Annotated in this window: 17 protein-coding genes and 3 tRNA genes; 11 read left to right on the top strand and 9 right to left on the bottom strand. The window is 51.7% G+C overall.

The window, feature by feature from the left end:
* Positions 1–256 precede the first annotated feature (256 nt).
* The 4 genes from E5987_RS09185 to E5987_RS09170 form a co-directional block, all read right to left on the bottom strand.
* Positions 257–332: transfer RNA gene (locus E5987_RS09185), tRNA-Asn, on the bottom strand.
* A 53-nt stretch (positions 333–385) separates the two neighbouring features.
* Positions 386–461 (bottom strand) — tRNA-Asn (locus E5987_RS09180).
* Between the two features lie 54 nt (positions 462–515).
* Positions 516–591, bottom strand: a tRNA-Asn gene (locus E5987_RS09175).
* A 163-nt stretch (positions 592–754) separates the two neighbouring features.
* Positions 755–1,957 (bottom strand): amino acid aminotransferase, encoded by a 1,203-nt coding sequence (locus E5987_RS09170; protein ID WP_160335790.1) that lies wholly within the window; start codon positions 1,955–1,957, stop codon positions 755–757.
* 252 nt (positions 1,958–2,209) lie between these two features.
* On the opposite strand from E5987_RS09170, the gene E5987_RS09165 reads away from it, so the two are divergent.
* Positions 2,210–2,458, top strand: coding sequence for a hypothetical protein (locus E5987_RS09165; protein WP_160335789.1), 249 nt, complete (start codon positions 2,210–2,212; stop codon positions 2,456–2,458).
* 185 nt (positions 2,459–2,643) lie between these two features.
* Here the strand turns inward: E5987_RS09165 and potE are convergent, their stop codons facing one another.
* Together potE and speF are read right to left on the bottom strand one after the other, a co-directional pair.
* On the bottom strand, positions 2,644–3,951 hold the full coding sequence (gene potE / locus E5987_RS09160) for a putrescine-ornithine antiporter (protein ID WP_160335788.1): 1,308 nt from the start codon (positions 3,949–3,951) through the stop codon (positions 2,644–2,646).
* Between the two features lie 63 nt (positions 3,952–4,014).
* The gene (gene speF, locus E5987_RS09155; RefSeq protein ID WP_160335787.1) at positions 4,015–6,204 is read right to left on the bottom strand and encodes an ornithine decarboxylase SpeF; all 2,190 of its coding nucleotides are present in this window, start codon (positions 6,202–6,204) and stop codon (positions 4,015–4,017) included.
* A gap of 519 nt (positions 6,205–6,723) precedes the next feature.
* On the opposite strand from speF, the gene uvrB reads away from it, so the two are divergent.
* The 10 genes from uvrB to iscX all read left to right on the top strand — a co-directional run bounded on the left by uvrB (position 6,724) and on the right by iscX (position 14,941).
* On the top strand, positions 6,724–8,772 hold the full coding sequence (uvrB, locus tag E5987_RS09150) for an excinuclease ABC subunit UvrB (RefSeq protein ID WP_160335786.1): 2,049 nt from the start codon (positions 6,724–6,726) through the stop codon (positions 8,770–8,772).
* Between the two features lie 152 nt (positions 8,773–8,924).
* The gene (locus E5987_RS09145) at positions 8,925–9,422 is read left to right on the top strand and encodes a low molecular weight protein-tyrosine-phosphatase (protein WP_160335785.1); all 498 of its coding nucleotides are present in this window, start codon (positions 8,925–8,927) and stop codon (positions 9,420–9,422) included.
* Between the two features lie 150 nt (positions 9,423–9,572).
* The gene (locus tag E5987_RS09140) at positions 9,573–10,052 is read left to right on the top strand and encodes an Rrf2 family transcriptional regulator (RefSeq protein ID WP_160335784.1); all 480 of its coding nucleotides are present in this window, start codon (positions 9,573–9,575) and stop codon (positions 10,050–10,052) included.
* A gap of 24 nt (positions 10,053–10,076) precedes the next feature.
* Positions 10,077–11,285 carry an IscS subfamily cysteine desulfurase gene (locus E5987_RS09135; RefSeq protein WP_160335783.1) on the top strand — a complete coding sequence of 403 codons (1,209 nt, stop codon included), beginning with the start codon at positions 10,077–10,079 and terminating at the stop codon, positions 11,283–11,285.
* A gap of 18 nt (positions 11,286–11,303) precedes the next feature.
* Positions 11,304–11,699 (top strand): Fe-S cluster assembly scaffold IscU, encoded by a 396-nt coding sequence (iscU, locus tag E5987_RS09130; RefSeq protein ID WP_160335782.1) that lies wholly within the window; start codon positions 11,304–11,306, stop codon positions 11,697–11,699.
* Positions 11,699–12,022 (top strand): iron-sulfur cluster assembly protein IscA, encoded by a 324-nt coding sequence (iscA, locus tag E5987_RS09125; RefSeq protein ID WP_160335781.1) that lies wholly within the window; start codon positions 11,699–11,701, stop codon positions 12,020–12,022. Before iscU ends, iscA begins: the two co-directional genes overlap by 1 nt.
* A 17-nt stretch (positions 12,023–12,039) precedes the next feature.
* Positions 12,040–12,540 carry a Fe-S protein assembly co-chaperone HscB gene (gene hscB / locus E5987_RS09120; RefSeq protein ID WP_160335780.1) on the top strand — a complete coding sequence of 167 codons (501 nt, stop codon included), beginning with the start codon at positions 12,040–12,042 and terminating at the stop codon, positions 12,538–12,540.
* Complete coding sequence (gene hscA / locus E5987_RS09115; protein ID WP_160335779.1) at positions 12,540–14,399, top strand: Fe-S protein assembly chaperone HscA; 1,860 nt, start codon at positions 12,540–12,542, stop codon at positions 14,397–14,399. Before hscB ends, hscA begins: the two co-directional genes overlap by 1 nt.
* A 3-nt stretch (positions 14,400–14,402) precedes the next feature.
* Positions 14,403–14,741: an ISC system 2Fe-2S type ferredoxin gene (gene fdx / locus E5987_RS09110; protein WP_160335778.1), complete on the top strand. Its 339-nt coding sequence runs from the start codon at positions 14,403–14,405 to the stop codon at positions 14,739–14,741.
* A complete protein-coding gene (iscX, locus tag E5987_RS09105; RefSeq protein ID WP_160335777.1) occupies positions 14,741–14,941 on the top strand; it encodes a Fe-S cluster assembly protein IscX in 201 nt (66 codons plus the stop codon). The genes fdx and iscX overlap by 1 nt, the downstream gene beginning before the upstream one ends.
* A 62-nt stretch (positions 14,942–15,003) precedes the next feature.
* Here the strand turns inward: iscX and E5987_RS09100 are convergent, their stop codons facing one another.
* The 3 genes from E5987_RS09100 to E5987_RS09090 are packed head-to-tail and all read right to left on the bottom strand — an operon-like array spanning position 15,004 to position 18,135.
* Positions 15,004–15,834 carry an NUDIX hydrolase gene (locus tag E5987_RS09100; protein WP_160335776.1) on the bottom strand — a complete coding sequence of 277 codons (831 nt, stop codon included), beginning with the start codon at positions 15,832–15,834 and terminating at the stop codon, positions 15,004–15,006.
* Positions 15,835–15,845: 11 nt separating this feature from the next.
* The gene (gene lysS, locus E5987_RS09095; protein ID WP_160335775.1) at positions 15,846–17,381 is read right to left on the bottom strand and encodes a lysine--tRNA ligase; all 1,536 of its coding nucleotides are present in this window, start codon (positions 17,379–17,381) and stop codon (positions 15,846–15,848) included.
* Positions 17,362–18,135, bottom strand: a complete 774-nt coding sequence (locus tag E5987_RS09090; protein ID WP_160335774.1) for an SDR family NAD(P)-dependent oxidoreductase — start codon at positions 18,133–18,135, stop codon at positions 17,362–17,364. The genes lysS and E5987_RS09090 overlap by 20 nt, the downstream gene beginning before the upstream one ends.
* Positions 18,136–18,138 lie beyond the last annotated feature (3 nt).

The following is an 18,138-nucleotide window of genomic DNA, read 5'->3' as shown; positions in this document are numbered from 1 at the left end:
TACTACTTCGGTGAAATCGCAGGGAAAAGACGGATGTTATTTGAAGCCCTCGGGGTTCCGGTTCCTGATGCAGAGCCTGAAAAGGCGCAGGTCTACGAAGACGACGAAGAAGAGACAGACTTCTAAAGAAGATGCCTTCAGATTAAAAGCTGAGCCTCTGCTAGAGGCTCTAGATTCTGCAATATTTCAGGGCTTCGTGCGCAAAAACGCCGCGGAAAAAGAAAAACGCCGTCAAAAAACGGCGTTTCGAGAATTCTGGCTCCCCGAGTTGGACTTGAACCAACGACCTGCGGATTAACAGTCCGTCGCTCTACCGACTGAGCTATCGGGGAATCGCACGGAGCCTTGCGGCACCGGAAATAAAACCGCTTTCGCGGCCTGAGTATGGCTCCCCGAGTTGGACTTGAACCAACGACCTGCGGATTAACAGTCCGTCGCTCTACCGACTGAGCTATCGGGGAATCACGCGGAGCCTTGCGGCACCGAAAATAAAACCGCTCGCGCGGCTTGAGTATTGGCTCCCCGAGTTGGACTTGAACCAACGACCTGCGGATTAACAGTCCGTCGCTCTACCGACTGAGCTATCGGGGAATCAATAGACCGTAACTATACACAAACAAAGTCACTCGTGCAAATGAAAAGAGAAATTTTTTTCAATTTTTCGCTTGGATCGTACTCATCGACAGAACGCAAACAAAGAGACAAAAAAGACGCCGCGGTGCGCGGCGTCTGAAACTTTGCTTTGGCCTAAGTTTTAGAGGACTTCTTTAATGGCCTCGGCTGTGTATTTGACGTTTCCTTTATTGAGAGAGGCGACGCAGATACGTCCGCTCTTGACCGCGTAAACGCCGAATTCGTCCTTCAGGCGCTGAACCTGTTCGGGAGTCAGACCGGAGAAGGAGAACATGCCTTTCTGACGTGTCACAAATTCGAAGTCTTTCTTGGCGCCTAACGCTTTGAGTTCATCAGCGAGATCACGGCGCATCTCTTTGATGCGTTCGCGCATTTCTTTCAGGTCTGCGTGCCACTGAGCAAGAAGCTCCGGATCGTTAAGAACCTGACCGACAATCTTGGCGCCATGGGCGGGCGGGTTGGAGTAGTTGGCGCGGATGACCGCTTTAAGCGCACTCATAACTCTGGAGGCTTCTTCCGAGTTGTGGCAGACAACAGTCAGAGCACCGATACGTTCGCCATACAGGGAGAAGGACTTCGAGAAGGAATTCGCAACAAGGAATGTGATGCCCGAAGCGGCAAACTGACGGATGGCGCCTGCGTCTTCTTCAAGACCGTCGCCAAAGCCCTGATAGGCGATATCAAGGAAAGGAATCAGTTTGTGTGCGGCGCATACGTCAACAACCTGTGCCCACTGTTCCTGCGTCAGATCAAGACCTGTCGGGTTGTGGCAGCAGGCGTGAAGAATCACAACAGTGTTTTCTTTGAGGCCTTTCAGCGATTCAAGCATCGCGGGGAAGTTAATCTCGCCGCTTGCCTTGTCATAGTACGGGTAGGAGCCGACTTCGAAACCGGCCTGTTCAAAAATAGCAACGTGATTCTGCCAGGTCGGAGCGCTCACAATCGCTTCCGGATTCGGAAGTACCTGAGCGAGGAAGTCTGCGCCGACTTTCAGTGCGCCGGTGCCCCCAAGCGACTGGACTGTCACGGCTTTCTTGTCTTTGATCAGAGCGGAGTCCTCTCCGAAGAGGAGCTTCTGAACGCCGCTCGTGAATGAAGGCAGACCGGAAATGGGAAGGTAAGTATGGGGAGCACCCTCTTCAAGAATCTTCTGCTCGGCCTTTTCAACAACATTCAGCAGAGGAACCTTTCCTTCTTCTGTGCAGTACACGCCAATACTTAAATTGACTTTCTTTTCGCGCGGGTCAGTCTTGAAGGCTTCATTCAGACCGAGAATGGGGTCTTCGGGGGCTTGCGCAACAACATCAAAAATAGATTCAGACATCATTTCCTCTTGAGAGTTTGGATAAAAGGTATGACTCAAGATTAATCCAAAAGGTGACAGGATTTATTGTTTTTTTCTATCAATTGCGAAATTCGTACCAAACCCTCATACAGAACTTGTGCCTGACGGGTTTTCTCGTATTTCCAAATCATTGGAGATGTTTATAGTGGAGGGTGAAGGTGAAAATTTTTCAATTGAGCCTTCCGGTTAATGACTTGCCTTGAGTTAACATGAAGCAACAAGGAGAAAGAAATGAAAGTTGGAATTTGTGTACTCGCCGCGTGTCTTCTCGCCGCCTCCGCTGCGGCTAATGCGAAGATTGTGCATCGCTGGAGTCCCGAGGCCCTTGCTCAGGGAAAGTTTGTGGCTGAGAAAACTGCTTTTGTCCGTAAGGAAGTGAAGCAGGGGGGGGGAATTCAGGTCGAGAATAAACATATTCTCGTCAAAGTTGACTACACAGGCAAACTCTTCCAAGAGCCCTATATGGTCGCCAAGAAATAAATCGGGAATAAACGGCGGCTTATTCCGGGTAAAAGCTCGGAAGTACCGCTCCCGAAACCAAAGGCCGATGCGAGCCGGTTATGCAAATAACCAATCTCCGTCGGCCTTTCCTATTGGTGAAACGAAAAGGCCCGCTTCCGATAACCGGAAGCGAGCCCTTTAAAAGAGACTTTCAGCTTTATTGATTAGGCTTCATCTTTTGAAAAACGCGGTGCGATGAATCCCCAAAGTGTCCAGCCTAAGAATGTGACCAGAGAGCCGTAGAAGACTTCATTGATGCCTGTGGAGAAGAGAGCGTAGAAGCTGTAGACTGCACCGATAAATCCGATGAACACATAGAACTTCGCTTTTGAAGCTTCAACCTTGGCAGCCTTCATGATGACTGCGACGGCAGCCATGGACAGGATGTACGGCATGATGTTTGTCACAACTGCAAGGTCAACCAGCGTGTTGAACTGTTTGAAGAGTTCGGGGCTGATGGTCATGAAGCAGAAGCAGGTCTGGATCGCAACGATGATCAGCATGCCGGCAACCGGAGCTTCCCACTTGTTCACTTTGGCGAAAACCTTCGGGAAGAAACCGTCAACAGCAGACTGCTGGAAAACTTTGGCGATCGTGAACTGCCAGCCGAGTGTGGAACCGGCGCAGGACAGAACGAGCAGCATCATGACGATCTTGCCGATCGTGGAGTTGAACATCATGGTGAAGGTCAGACCGAAAGGCGCATTGGATTTAACCAGTTCAGCGTTCGGAACAATACCGGCGATGATATTGGTGGAGACGATGTAGATGATCGCCACGCCGATCGTCGCAGCCATAACCGCAATCGGAACGTTCTTTTCAGGATTATCGACAGCGTCACTGTTGGCACAGGCGCTTTCCAGGCCGAGGAAGGCCCACAGCGTCATGGAGATGGAAGCGCCGACAGCACTGAAGAAGGGTTCATTGTGCGGGTTCCATGCTTCAACGTACATGGTGGGGCTGAACCAGAACCAGCCGATAACGGACAGAGCGAGAACCGGAAGAATGGCACACCAGACAGCGACGGAAGAGAACTTGCCGGTGATGGAGGCGCCCATGAAGTTGGCCGCTGTACAGACCCAGAGAACTGCGATGGTGGAAACGCATACAGCAACCGGAGAAAGCTCGATGCCTAAGAATTCAGAGCCGTAGCCGACACAGGTGATCGCAATCGCGATATTGGCGAAAAGCAGCGAGACGCCGTATGTGTAGTTGGCCATGAAGTTGCCGGCCTTGCCAAAGGCGTATTCGGTATAGCCGCCCATGCCGGGACGCTTACTGAACATACCGCATTTCGCGAAAGCATAGGCTAAGCACAGAGAACCGAGCGCGGTAATCAGCCAGGACAGAATGGAAATGGTTCCGACTTCAGCGAGTTTTGTCGGGAGCATGACAATACCGGAACCCATCATATTGATCGCAGTCAGCAGTGTGAGCTGCGTTACAGACATTTTTGCACGATTTTCAGACATTTTTTTCCTCTCAGGCCTTCGGCGCCGGGGCGCCGAAGGAAGATTGACTTGGGATCTTTTTATTTACTTGGACTGCATCAGTTTGTTGGCAACGTCTTCTTTGAGAACGTAGCAGTAGACGCGCTTCTTACCGTTCTCATCCTTGACGTAAACACCCTGAAGTTCAGGTGCGAAGCCCGGCATGCGGGTCATCGCTTCTTCCCAAGCGAGGAAGTATTCCAGAACCGGACCGCCCCAGACTTCGCCCGGGAAGCAGCAGAGAACTCCTGGAGGATAGGGAAGAGCACCTTCTGCGGCAACACGGCCTTCGGCCTGATCAAGCGGAATCAATTCAGCGTCGCCTCTGATGAAAGCAAAGTGAGCGGCCTGCGGATTGATAACGGATTTCGGGAAATAGTCCTTGCGGAACATTCTCTTTTGCAGCTCTTTAATGTTTCTGTCTTTATAGAAATCGTGCATTTCCTGACAGAGCTGACGAATCGTGTAACCCTTGTAGCGTTCTTCATTGGCTTTATAAATAGCCGGAAGAGCTTCTTCAAGCGGAGCGTCATCGTCAAGCAGACGTTCGAATCTGGCGATCTGCGTTACGAGATGATCCATCTTCTCTTTGTCTTCGGCAGGAGTCATCAGGAAGAGAATGGAGTTAAGGTCATTCTTTTCGGGGATGATGCCGTTTTCGCGGAGATAGTTGGCAAGAATTGTGGCCGGTACGCCAAATTCTTCATACTCACCGGTTTCAGTATTGATGCCCGGTGTGGTAAGCATGAACTTGCACGGATCAACGAAATACTGATTTGTGCCGTAGCCTTCGAAAGCATGCCATTTTTCACCCGGGACAAACTTGAAGAAGTTCAGATCGGTTGCGATCTGAGCGGTCGGATAATCCTGCCACGGTGTACCGTTGACTCTTGTCGGGATGAAGGGCTTAATGTAATGGCAAGTCGCAAGAAGCAGCTTTCTGGCTTCAATCGTTGTGCGTACGCAGTCGGCCCACAGATTTCTTCCGGCTTCGCCTTCCTGCATCTTCGCGTTGACGTCCAAAGCGGCAAAGAGCGGATAGAAGGGGCTGGTGGAAGCATGCATCATAAAGGCGTTGTTCACAACCTTGTGCGGGATGTATCTTGCCTGACCCTTAATGTGAGAGTCCTTCTTGTGAATCTGAGAAGTCTGAGAGAAACCGGCCTGCTGTTTATGTACAGACTGTGTGACGAAAATGCCGGGGTCTTCAGGTCCGAGGTCCAAGAGCAGCGGAGAGGAGTCGCGCATCATCGGAATGAACTGTTCATATCCGACCCAAGCGGAGTCAAACAGAATGTAGTCGCATAGATGACCGATACGGTCAACAACCTGACGAGCATTGTAAATAGTGCCGTCGTATGTGCCGAGCTGAATAACGGCAAGACGGAACGGACGCTTTGCGTCAGCTTTTTCAGGAGCGACTTCACGAACTAAGTCGCGCAGATATTTTTCGTCAAAGCAGTGTTCGTCAATACCGCCGATGAAGCCGTAAGGATTGCGGCTTGTTTCAAGGTAGACCGGAGTGGCGCCGGCCTGTAAAAGAGCACCGTGGTTGACGGACTTGTGATTGTTGCGGTCGTAAAGAACCAGATCGCCCGGGGTCAAGGCGGCGTTCAGAACGACTTTGTTGGAAGCGGATGTGCCGTTTAAGACGAAGTAAGTTTTGTCCGCGTTGTAAATCTTGGCTGCGGCTTTCTGTGCTGCGAGCGGAGCGCCTTCGTGAATCAGAAGGTCACCCATGGAAACGTCGGCGTTGCACAGGTCAGAGCGGAAGATTTCTTCACCGAAGAAATCATAGAACGCGCGGCCAGCCGGGTGTCTGCGGTAATAAGCACCGCCCTGATGTCCCGGACAGTCGAACTGGGCCTTGCCTTGACGAACATATTTGTTCAGGGAGTCAAAGAACGGGGGAAGAACTTTGCTTTCATAACGGAGCGCGGCTTCGTCAATCTGGCGGGCGTACAGACGGCGGTTGGTGGGTTCGTCATTAATGACGCCGACGATACGGCCGATCAGCTCTTTCGGGGTTTCCTCATTTGCGTTCAGCATAAGGAAAATTGGAAGACCGAAAGCAGAAGCGTCTACTCGTTTAAGACGACCGTTGCGGTAGTCTTCCAAATCAATGACGACAGCGGAAATCTCAGTTAAGTCTGCAGAGCTTAAATCCAGAACTTCGCGTTCAACGTCAAGGATGTTTCTGATCTTCGGGGATGCTGCTACTTTAAGTTTTTGCATAATAAAAGTCCTCGCCGCTTAATTTATAAATAATGAGCGGTTATTAAATTTAGGAATCGATCTCTGTGTTTTGGCGATAAAAATCCTGTCCTGTATTCGTTAAGGACATAGAACCCCATGCTCGAAATTAACGAGCAGCCAAATTTAGAGATGTGATAGGAAAAAATAAGCGCGTTTCTTTTTCAAACAAAAAAGAAACGGAAGGACTAGCAGCCGGAAGAGGAAAACTTGTCAAACGAGAAGCATTCACGCATTAAAAACTGCGTGAGATGACGCGTGCGTCTCATGCCTATGTTAAATAGGCACTTGCCGATATTAAATACACACATGGCAGTATTCCTAATGGATAAAGATGATCGTGCTTGATCTTCTCAAGCACGGGTTTATTCTAGGCTTTGTCTTACAAAATGGCAACATTTCGTAAACCTATTTCGGAGAAGCGAATAGTTGCAAAAAATATTTTTTAAGTAGCAAACTGCATAGTATTTTTAATAAAACTATTCATTCGGAGCGCTCCACTTGAAAATTATTAAATATCCAAATTCACCCTTTGAACTTCATCAGCCTTTCGATGCGGCGGGCGATCAGCCCAATGCGATTAAAGAGCTGGTGGAAGGGATTGAGGACGGACTGACTGCTCAGACTTTGCTCGGTGTAACCGGAAGCGGTAAGACCTATACCATGGCAAATGTGATTGCCCAAACTGGGCTGCCCACTTTAATCATGGCTCCGAATAAAACTTTGGCGGCTCAGCTGTACGCCGAAATGCGGGACTTCTTCCCTAAAAATGCAGTTGAATACTTCGTCAGTTACTACGACTACTACCAACCGGAAGCCTATGTGCCGCAGCGCGACCTCTTTATTGAGAAGGATTCTGCCGTCAATGAGCATATCGAACAGATGAGACTTTCGGCTTCAAAGAGTGTGCTCGAGCGAAGAGACGTCATCATTGTGGCAACCGTGTCGGCCATTTACGGCATCGGCAGCCCCGAGTCATATACGGAGATGCGCCTCATCCTCAAAGTCGGAGAACAAATCGAGCAGAGAGACCTGATCTCCCACTTGGTGCGTATTCAGTACGATCGAAATGATATGGAATTCACGCGCGGAACTTTCCGTGTCAGAGGCGATACGATCGACGTTTTCCCGGCTGAGCATTCCGAAATGGCGCTTCGAATCCAGCTTTTTGATGATGAAATCGAAGCGATGTACTTCTTTGACCCGCTGACCGGAAAGGTGCGCCAGAAAGTGGATCGATTCGCGATTTACCCGACATCGAACTACGTCACGCCGAGAGCGGAGATTCTCAGAGCGATTGAAGCGATCAAGCAGGAACTCAAGGAGCAGGAAGCAAAGTTTATTGCCGAGGGCAAGCTGCTTGAGGCCCAGAGAATCCGCGAGCGCACGCACTTTGACTTGGAAATGCTCAATGAGGTCGGTTTCTGCAAAGGTATTGAAAATTACAGCCGCCACCTCGAAGGAACGAAAGAAGGCGAGCCGCCCGCGACGCTCATCGATTATCTGCCGAAAGATTCATTGATGTTTTTTGATGAATCCCACGTGCTTCTCGGGCAGATCGGCGGTATGTACCGCGGAGACAATGCGCGAAAGTCGACTCTGGTGAATTACGGATTCCGTCTGCCGAGCGCTAAAGACAACCGCCCGCTCAGATTTGACGAGTTCGAGCGCAAAATGCGCCGCTCTGTGTTTGTGTCGGCAACGCCCGCCGACTATGAGCTGAATCATTCTTCCCAGATTGTCGAGCAGGTGGTGCGCCCGACCGGGCTGCTCGATCCGGAAGTGGAGGTGCGGCCTGCTGCGACGCAGGTTGACGACGTGCTCGGAGAAATCAAAACCCGAGTGGCTAAAGGACAGCGTGTCCTGATCACCACGCTGACAAAAAGAATGTCGGAAGATTTAACCGAATTCCTGCAGGATAACGATGTGAAGGTTCGCTATCTGCATTCGGACATTGATACGGTCGAGCGTGTTGAGATTATTCGCGATCTGCGAGCGGGTGTTTTTGATGTGCTGGTGGGCATTAACCTGCTGCGTGAAGGCCTGGATATTCCGGAAGTCACGCTGGTGGCCATTCTGGACGCGGATAAAGAGGGGTTCCTGAGAAGCGAACGCTCCCTGATCCAGACGATCGGACGAGCGGCGAGAAACGCGGAAGGCAAGGCGATTCTGTATGCGGATCACATCACGGATTCTATGCGGCGGGCAATCGACGAGACGGCTCGCCGACGCGAAAAACAGCATGCGTACAACGTCGCGCACCACATCACGCCAAAGAGCGTGAAAAAAGAAATCCGAGACATTATTGACGGCGTATATAAAGAAGATATCCTGGAAGACGATTTTTCACGAATCGATGGTGATGATTACCAGGCGATGGATCCGAAGCAGCTCGCAAAAGAACTTAAGCGGCTCGAAAATGAAATGTTTGAATACGCTAAAAACTTAGAGTTTGAAAAGGCATCTCAGGTTCGAGACAAAATCGCCCTCATTAAGAAGCAGGTTTTCGGTGCGAGCGTGGATGGCGAGGAATCCGGAGCAAAGAATTAGGCAGAAACAAAAAATAGTTTGCGTTATTAAGGATTACCCTTATAATTTTGCAAATGGGCGGTTTGCGCTATATCCTTATTGTATAAGCGCGTATTGCACCTTTGCGGTATGTGTGAAAAAAATTAAGTTCGACAATTAATCAAGAAATAAAAATGGTCAAAGTATTGTTTGTATGTATGGGGAACATTTGTCGTTCTCCTACGGCGGAAGCTGTCTTTAAAAAGATGGTGAAAGAGGCCGGCCTCTCTGACAAAGTATTGGTGGATTCGGCCGGTACGCACGGCTATCATGTGGGCGAAGCGCCTGACGTGCGTGCGCAGATCGCGGGACGCAAGCGCGGATACGACCTCTCTGAGCTGAGAGCCCGCCAGATTACCGCAGATGATTTCAGAGAATGCGATTTTATTCTCGCTATGGATTGGGAAAATCTGACCGCGATGCAGCAGATTTGCCCGCCTATGTATAAACACAAACTCGCGCTGCTGATGAGATACGCGAGTGAATACGATACCGCGGTGGTGCCTGATCCGTACTACGGAGGCAACGAAGGGTTCAACACCGTCCTTGATTACTGCGAGGACGCCTGCGAAGGACTTTTGGAAGTCGTCAAAAAACGCGCTTCAATGTACGTTCCCGGCTCATCCCTTTAAGTCGGAAATGACCGCCGCTTAGTTGTCGATTCGATAATCTGATGACGGAGACCTCATTCTGAGGCCTCCGTTTATTTTTCTCTTATTTCCTACAGTTGCGGTCGGAAATTATTAAGAGTATTATTTCCGACGTATTAGATCGGAAATAGTATGAAGCTTACAACCAAAGGACGTTTTGCCGTAACTGCGATGCTTGATATCGCGCTCCATGACCCGGAGCAGTATGTGACGATCGCGGCGATTGGCGAGCGCCGTCATCTTTCAAGCGCTTATCTCGAGCAGATTTTTGGAAAACTGCGTCGGGCCGGGCTGCTTGAAGGAATCCGCGGACCCACGGGCGGCTACCGCCTGTCCAAGCCTGCGGATCAAATCACGGTGATGCAGATTCTCGACGCGGTGGACGCCTCTCTTGAGAAGTCAGTCTGCGAGAAGGATCGAGACTGTTGCGACGGAGAAGGCGAGTGCATTACTTTTGATCTTTGGGACAGGCTCAACGAGGAAATGAGACGCTTCCTCAGCGGGATTACGCTGAAAGGACTTGCAGAGCAAAAACTTCTGAAAGACCAAGGCATCCAGAAGATTTCGATCGTCAGAAATTTAACCGAAAAATCACAGACAACCCCTCATTAAAGGCTCAGCCTTTTGGAGACACAAATGAAGTTCCCTATTTACCTTGATTATTCTGCGACCACACCGGTTGATCCGAGAGTTGTCGACAAGATGATTCCGTGGCTCTATGAAAACTTCGGCAACGCCGCAAGTACCAGCCATGAGTACGGCTGGAAAGCCAAAGAAGCGGTAGAAAACGCACGCGCCGAAGTGGCTAAGCTCATCAACGCTGATCCGAAGGAAATCGTTTGGACAAGCGGTGCGACAGAAAGCGACAACCTTGCGCTTAAGGGCGCCGCGCGCTTCCACAAAGACAAAGGCAAGCATCTGATCACCGTCAAAACAGAACACAAAGCAGTGCTCGACTCCATGCGCGAACTCGAGAGAGAAGGCTTTGAAGTGACGTATATGGACGTCAAGGAAGACGGTCTTCTCGATCTGGACGAACTGGCCAAAGCAATGCGTCCGGACACGACTCTGGTTTCCGTTATGGCGATCAACAATGAGATTGGCGTCATTCAGGATATCGAGAAGATCGGAGAAATGTGCCGCGAAAGAGGCATCCTTTTCCACGTGGACGCCACTCAGGCTGTCGGCAAGATGCCGCTTGACATGCAGAAGATGAAAATTGACCTGATGAGCCTTTCCGCTCATAAAGTCTACGGTCCGAAAGGCATGGGCGCGCTCTATGTTCGCCGTAAACCGCGTGTTCGTATCGAAGCCATCATTCACGGCGGCGGCCATGAAAGAGGCATGCGCAGCGGCACACTCGCGACTCATCAGATCGTCGGTATGGGCGAGGCTTATCGTCTGGCTCGCCTTGAGATGGATGAAGAATGCGCCCGTATCAAGAAGCTTCGCGACAAACTGCTCAAGGGCCTTTCGGAGATCGAGGCTGTTCATGTCAACGGAAGCATGGAACACAGAGCTTGCTTTAACCTCAATATGAGTTTTGCCTTTGTCGAAGGTGAAGCGCTGATGGCAAGTTGCAAAGATATCGCCGTCTCTTCCGGTTCTGCCTGCACATCCGCAAGCCTTGAACCTTCCTACGTTCTGAGAGCGCTCGGTATTGACGATGAGCTTGCGCACAGCTCGATCCGTTTCAGCCTCGGCCGCTTCACAACGGAAGAAGAGATTGACTACACCGTCAAACTGATCAAGGAAAAAGTCGCCGAACTCAGAGAAATGTCTCCGCTGTGGGAGATGTACAAGGAAGGCGTTGACCTGAAACAGGTTAAATGGACAGATCACTAAAAAGTAAAGGAATTTCAGATGCAATACAGCGATAAAGTCATGGACCATTTCAACCATCCGAGAAATGTCGGCCGGATGGATAAAAACGATCCCAATGTTGGTACCGGAACACGCGGCGCACCTGCCTGCGGCGATGTGCTGAGCCTGCAGATCAAAGTGAATGACAAGGGCGTCATTGAAGACGCAAAGTTCAAAACCTACGGCTGCACAAGCGCGATCGCTTCAAGCTCTTTGGTGACAGAACTGATTAAGGGCAAAACCATTGAAGAGGCTGAACAGCTGAAGAACTCGGCGATCGCTGAAGAGCTTGAGCTGCCTCCCGTGAAGATCCACTGTTCAATTTTGGCTGAAGACGCGATCAAGGCGGCCGTTGAAGACTATCGCAGCAAACAGGCGAAAAAGGAGCAGAAATAATGGCCGTTACGCTGACAGAAAAAGCCGCGCAGCACGTTTCCGAATTTCTGGCTAAGCGCGGTAAGGGGCTCGGTCTCAGAGTCGGAGTGAAAACCAGCGGATGCTCGGGCATGGCCTACGCCCTGGAGTTCGCAGACAAGCTTGAACCGGAAGACAACGTTTACGAAAGCTTCGGCATCAAAGTGATCGTGGATCCGAAGAGCCTTCCCTACATTGACGGAACAGAACTTGACTTCGTTCGTGAGGGCTTGAACACCGGCTTTAAGTTCAAAAATCCTAACGAAAAGGAAAGCTGCGGCTGCGGCAAGTCCTTCCACGTTTAATTCTGATTGGAGGCGGCATGGCGGCTTTGAATCCGTTTGAAATTTTTGGTCTTGCACCGAAATTTGATCTGGACGAGGATCAGCTTCAGAAGAAGTATCTGGAAGTTCAGCGCAAAGTTCATCCCGACCGGTTCGCCTCCGCGTCCGATGCCGAGAAACGTGTCGCTGAGCAATGGGCGGCACTGATCAACGACGCCTACCACAAGCTTAATGACCCGGTTGAGCGCGGCAAACTGCTGTGCTCAATGAAGGGCGTCGTGGTGGACGGAGAAAGAAGCGGAACTCTTGATGGAACTTTCCTCTTTGATCAGCTCGAGCGCCGGGAGGCGATCGCAGATGCGAAAGCGGCCGCTGACAGTGCAGAGCTGGATCGGCTTAAAAAGGAAATTGAGTCCGAGAGGCAGGATCTGATCCGCCGCGTCAAAGAGGCGCTTGATGATAAGTCCGATGCTGCGCTGGCGGCTGAGGAAATTAAAAAAATCATGTTCTTAAATCGCCAGCTTCAGGATTTTTCATAATGTCCCTTTTACAAATTGCTGAACCGGGCTTGTCAACCGCTCCTCACGAGGAGCGGTTCGCTGTTGGTATTGACCTCGGAACCACAAATTCTCTTGTCGCGACGGTGCGTAACGGTGCGGCCGAAGTGCTCCTTGATGAGAGTGATCGGAAACTTCTCCCGTCGGTTGTTCATTACGGAGAAGACGGAAGCATTACGGTCGGCGAGGGCGCTAAAGAATTCGCCCGTACCGACCCGGTGAACACGATCACGAGCGTAAAGCGCTTAATGGGGCGAGGCTCGGAAGAGCTTAAAAATCATCGCTATATGCCGTACGACTTTGTTCACGGTGAAGGGATGGTTCAGCTTAAGACCGCTCAGGGCGTCAAGAGCCCGGTAGAAATTTCCGCAGACATACTGAAGACGCTCAAGGCCCGCGCCGAGCAGACGCTTGGCGGTGAACTGGTAGGCGCGGTCGTCACGGTGCCGGCGTATTTTGATGACGCTCAGCGTCAGGCAACCAAAGACGCGGCCAAACTTGCGGGACTGAACGTTTTACGTCTGCTGAGCGAGCCGACCGCCGCAGCGCTGGCGTACGGATTGGACAACAGCGCCGAAGGTCTCTACGTCGTGTACGATCTCGGCGGCGGTACCTTTGATGTGTCCGTGCTTCGACTGACGAAGGGCGTTTTTGAGGTGCTTGCCACCGGCGGCAACAGTCAGCTCGGCGGCGACGATTTTGACCAGCGCCTGTACTGCTGGGTGCTTGATCAGCTGGGTAATCCGCTGCTGACAAGAGCTGACAGCCGCATGCTGATGGCAAAGTCCAAGGCCGCTAAAGAAAATCTAACCGGTGAAACGAAAACGACAATTCACGCCAAACTGTCCGGCGACCGAATTGTTAACCTGACGATTTCGCGCGAAGTCTTCAATTCGATTACGCATCATCTGGTTGAGCGCACCATTGAAGCGACACGCCGGACACTGAAGGACGCGAAGTTAAAGCGCGATGAAGTCAAGGGCGTGGTGCTTGTCGGCGGATCTACTCGTATGCCTTGTATTCGCAAGGCTGTGGCCGATTACTTTGAGCGCGGACCGCTGACCAATATCGACCCGGATGAGGTCGTAGCGATCGGCGCGGCGCTTCAGGCGAATCTTCTGGCGGGCAACCGCTCCGGCGACGATTGGCTTCTTCTTGATGTGACGCCGCTTTCGCTCGGCCTGGAAACGATGGGCGGTTTGGTCGAGAAGATTATTCCGCGCAATACGCCGATTCCGGTCGCGATGGCTCAGGACTTTACGACCTTTAAGGACGGACAGACTGCGATGTCTTTCCATGTCCTGCAGGGCGAGCGTGACCTTGCCGAAGACTGCCGCTCGCTCGCTAAATTCGCACTGCACGGAATTCCTCCGAATGTCGCCGGCGCAGCGCGTATTCGCGTCACATTCCAGGTTGACGCTGACGGTCTGCTTTCCGTCACCGCTCGTGAACAGAAAACCGGAGTAGAAGCCGCGGTATCTGTTAAACCGTCCTATGGACTCTCTGAGGACGAGATTACACGCATGCTGAAAGACTCCTACGGTCATGCGCAGGAAGATATGAAGACACGCGAACTTCGCGAGCAGAAGGTCGAGGCGGCGCGTCTGTTGGAAAGTGTATATTCCGCGCTCAGCCAGGACGGCGATCTTCTGAACGAGGAGGAACGTGCTCGAATCGACGCGATGATCGCTAGGCTTGAGTCCGATAGAGCGCAAGATGATGTACAGGCCCTGAAGCTGTCGATTAAGCTTCTTTCTGACGGAACCCAGGATTTCGCGGCAAGAAGAATGAATCGAACTATTCTTGCAGCGCTTCAGGGAAAAACAGTTGACGAGGTTTAAATAATGCCGAAAATTACAGTTCTGCCCCATCCGACAATCTGCCCGAACGGCGCAGAGTTTGAAGCGCCTGAAGGTGCCAATCTCGCCCGCAGTCTGATTGCCAACGGTGTCAATATCGATCACGCATGCGAGTTCTCCTGCGCCTGCACGACCTGCCACTGCTATATCACGAAGGGCTTTGACAGCCTACCGCCGGCGGAAGACGCAGAGGAAGATCTGCTGGACGAAGCATGGGCGCTTCAGAACAATTCCCGTCTGACCTGCCAAACCAAGGTCGGCAGTGAAGATATTGCTGTTGAAATTCCCAAATACTCGCGTAACCATGCAAGAGAGAACGGCTGATGACGCTGACTTGGAAAGACACTCAGGACATCGCGATTGAGCTTGCGGATACGTACCCCGATACAGATCCACTCACGCTCGGTTTCGAAAAGATGCACGCGATGATCTGCTCTCTGCCGGTTTTTAAGGATGATCCTCAGGCGAGCAATGAAAAGATTCTTGAAGCGATTTTGATGGCTTGGCTTGAAGAACGCGAATAGCTCAGGCGCTTTACAGAAAAAAAACGGCCGAAAATTTCGGCCGTTTTTTGTCTGCTTCGGATTTAGTAGAGATCCAGCTCTGTAGGCATGCCTTCCTTGGCGGCTAAACCGACCAGAATTGAGAGCGAAGACTCAAAGGTGAAGAGTCCCGCTTCCATCCGATCAAGAATATCGTCCGGTGTCATGAGTTCAAATTTTTCCACTTCACCGTCAACGTTGTGCGGACGGAATGAATCCGAAACATCAGCGTTGAAAAGGATTGTATTCTCCCGCATCCAGCCTTCGTGTACCGGGCGCGAAATCAGATGGCGGGAACAGAAATAAAACGCGATAGTACCCGGCTCAATGCCGGCTTCTTCATAAGCTTCGCGAACCATCGCCGAAGGGAAACTCTCGTTCAGAGGCACCATGCCCGCCGCACAGTTATCCCAGTAGCCCGGCCCGATCGCTTTCTTAAAGGAGCGCTGGGCGACCCACAGTCTGCCGTCCTCTGTGAACGGATTCAGGTGTACGGCAAACGTGGAAAAAGCGAACGGACGGCACATTGCCCGTTCAATCGCGGCCAATGTGCAGGCTCTGCCGAGATCGTGCATCGGAACGACGGGCAGCAGCTCATCGCGCCAAGCGAACACCTTGCGTTCAGCTTTAAAAATCTGAGAAACCGCGGCAAGCCTGCGTGAGGCCTGTGCGGAATCCTGAGCACTAAAAAGCAGAGCGTCTTCGCGAATCTCAAAAAAACGGAACCGCCGAACCAGAAACAGAGCGTCCTGACGCAGAAGATGACCGACCTGAACCCCGTTAGAGACAAAGGGGATTCGCTCGTCCGGGATCGGTACCGCGGCTTCTGCGCGCTTTTGCGCGATTAATTCGGCAATTCTCGTTTTTCTATCCATGGCAGCTCCGATTAGGCTTCAGGACGCATGTGCGGGAACAGCAGTACGTCACGAATGCTCGCGGAGTCTGTCAGAAGCATGACAAAGCGGTCAAGACCGACGCCGCAGCCGCCTGTCGGAGGCAGGCCGTATTCGAGCGCGCGGACATAGTCGGCGTCGTAATACATGGCTTCATCATCGCCTTTGGCTTTCAGATCGGCCTGAGCTTTGAATCGAGCCGCCTGATCCTGCGGATCATTCAGTTCGGAGAATCCGTTGGCAGTTTCGCGTCCGGCCATGAAGAGCTCAAATCTTTCCGTAATGCCTTTGCGAGTATCGGAGGCGCGGGCAAGCGGAGAGATTTCAACCGGATAGTCGATGATGTATGTCGGCTGAATCAGCTTGGCTTCAGTCGTGGCTTCGAACATCGCCATCTGAAGCGCGCCGATGCCGGCGTCTTCTTTGGCTGGTTCGCCCAAACGGACCAGTTCCTTGCGCATAAAGTCCGCGTCTTCAAGCTGCTCGGATGTGTATTGAGGCGCATATTTGAGAACCGCGTCTTTGGCGGTCAGACGATCAAACGGTTTGGTCAGATCGATCTCGTGGCCCTGATAGGAAATCTTCGCGGTGCCGATCGTGTTGACGGCGACGGTTCTCAGAAGCTCTTCCGTGTAGTCCATCAGCCAGTGGTATTCCTTGTAGGCGGCGTAGAACTCCATCATAGTGAATTCAGGATTGTGACGGACGTCAACACCTTCATTTCGGAAGGAGCGGTTCAGCTCGAACACGCGTTCAAAACCGCCGACCACGAGTCTCTTCAGATAAAGCTCCGGAGCGATTCTGAGGTACATGTCCATGTCGAGCGCGTTGTGGTGCGTGATGAACGGTTTGGCGTTTGCGCCGCCCGGGATCGGATGCAGCATCGGAGTTTCCACTTCCATGAAGAAGTGCTCCATCATGAATTTGCGGGTTTCTGCGATGGCCTTGGAACGAATGATGAATGTTCTGCGGGTGTCCTCATTCATGATGAGATCCACATAACGCTGTCTGTAGCGCATTTCCGGATCAGACAGACCGTGGAACTTGTCGGGCAGGGGACGAATGTTCTTGGTCAGGAGACGAAGTGTCTTGACGCGAACGGTCAGTTCTCCTGTCTTTGTAAGGAAGAGATCGCCGCTGACACCGATGATGTCGCCGATATCAATCATCTTTTTGAAGAAATCGTAGACTTCTTCGCCAACTTCCGTTTTAGTCAGGAAAAGCTGAATGTGACCGGTGCCGTCTTTGAGCGTCATGAAGCTTGCTTTGCCCATGACACGCTTCAGCATCACACGGCCTGCGAGAGTAACTTCAACCGGAGAAGCTTCGAGCTCTTCAGCAGATTTTTCTCCGTGAAGACGACGGACGTCACCTGTGCGGTCCTTCTGCACGAAGTCGTTCGGATAAGCGACGCCGGCGGCTCTGAGCTTATCGAGTTTTGCCAGACGTTCGGCAATCAGATGGTTTTCCTGAACGGCAGACTCTTCTGTCTGCTGTTCGGCTTTTTCGTTAGACACTTTTTCCTCCATTAATAATTCGGATATCTGTAATAGGCTCTTTCCCAAAGTCACTGCTGTTCAGGTATTCAAGCAGTTTGCGCGCGGTCTCTTCCGCGCTGACCAAGCCGCCCTCCGATTTGAGCTTTTTAAAGCGATCGACGCCGGGGAAGGCGTCCGGAGAGCTTTCGCGGATGCGCGCCTGCATATCGGTATCGACAACACCGGGAGCGGTCGAGGCAAGTTTTGCGCCGTTCACGAGACGCGCCTGATCTTCCGCGGTGACAGCGGTAAATCGGTCAAGCGCCGCTTTGGTTGAGCAGTACATGGCCCAGCCGGGGACGGATTTGCGTGCGGCGCCCGAAGAAATGTTCAGAACGCGCCGATCGGCTTTCCAGTCCCTTGTGTCGGCCAGAAACGCTTGGGTAAGAAGCACCGGAATTTCAAAATTAATGCGAATGCAGTCCACCGCGGCCTGCGGTGTTTGGTATTCAATCGGACCGACAGGGCCGAGAACTCCGGCGTTGTTGATGAGGTTAACGCGCTCGAAATCCTTGTATTCCTCACCCGAAAGCCACCAGCTCAAAAGTTCTACCGCGCCTTTTCTGTCAAGCAGGTCGGCGGAGAACTGCACAAATTCGCAGTCAATTTCTTTGGCCTGATTGACGAGTTCGGGGTTCGGCTTGCGCTCCATCGTGACGACACAGTCGCCTTTTTTCAGAGACTGACGAGCGAGCTCAAAGCCCAAACCTCGTGAGGCTCCGGTAATAATCGTTAAAGTACGCACGCT

The organism is Parasutterella muris (genome assembly GCF_009767915.1).
GTDB lineage: Bacteria > Pseudomonadota > Gammaproteobacteria > Burkholderiales > Burkholderiaceae_F > Parasutterella > Parasutterella muris.
This window is presented reverse-complemented; position numbering and strand designations above follow the sequence as displayed.

Coding starts and splice junctions, on each gene's coding strand:
- E5987_RS09170 (WP_160335790.1), bottom strand. CDS start 1,957: ATGTCTGAATCTATTTTTGATGTTGTTGCGCAAGCCCCCGAAGACCCC.
- E5987_RS09165 (WP_160335789.1), top strand. CDS start 2,210: ATGAAAGTTGGAATTTGTGTACTCGCCGCGTGTCTTCTCGCCGCCTCC.
- potE (WP_160335788.1), bottom strand. CDS start 3,951: ATGTCTGAAAATCGTGCAAAAATGTCTGTAACGCAGCTCACACTGCTG.
- speF (WP_160335787.1), bottom strand. CDS start 6,204: ATGCAAAAACTTAAAGTAGCAGCATCCCCGAAGATCAGAAACATCCTT.
- E5987_RS09145 (WP_160335785.1), top strand. CDS start 8,925: ATGGTCAAAGTATTGTTTGTATGTATGGGGAACATTTGTCGTTCTCCT.
- E5987_RS09140 (WP_160335784.1), top strand. CDS start 9,573: ATGAAGCTTACAACCAAAGGACGTTTTGCCGTAACTGCGATGCTTGAT.
- E5987_RS09135 (WP_160335783.1), top strand. CDS start 10,077: ATGAAGTTCCCTATTTACCTTGATTATTCTGCGACCACACCGGTTGAT.
- iscU (WP_160335782.1), top strand. CDS start 11,304: ATGCAATACAGCGATAAAGTCATGGACCATTTCAACCATCCGAGAAAT.
- iscA (WP_160335781.1), top strand. CDS start 11,699: ATGGCCGTTACGCTGACAGAAAAAGCCGCGCAGCACGTTTCCGAATTT.
- hscB (WP_160335780.1), top strand. CDS start 12,040: ATGGCGGCTTTGAATCCGTTTGAAATTTTTGGTCTTGCACCGAAATTT.
- hscA (WP_160335779.1), top strand. CDS start 12,540: ATGTCCCTTTTACAAATTGCTGAACCGGGCTTGTCAACCGCTCCTCAC.
- fdx (WP_160335778.1), top strand. CDS start 14,403: ATGCCGAAAATTACAGTTCTGCCCCATCCGACAATCTGCCCGAACGGC.
- iscX (WP_160335777.1), top strand. CDS start 14,741: ATGACGCTGACTTGGAAAGACACTCAGGACATCGCGATTGAGCTTGCG.
- E5987_RS09100 (WP_160335776.1), bottom strand. CDS start 15,834: ATGGATAGAAAAACGAGAATTGCCGAATTAATCGCGCAAAAGCGCGCA.
- lysS (WP_160335775.1), bottom strand. CDS start 17,381: ATGGAGGAAAAAGTGTCTAACGAAAAAGCCGAACAGCAGACAGAAGAG.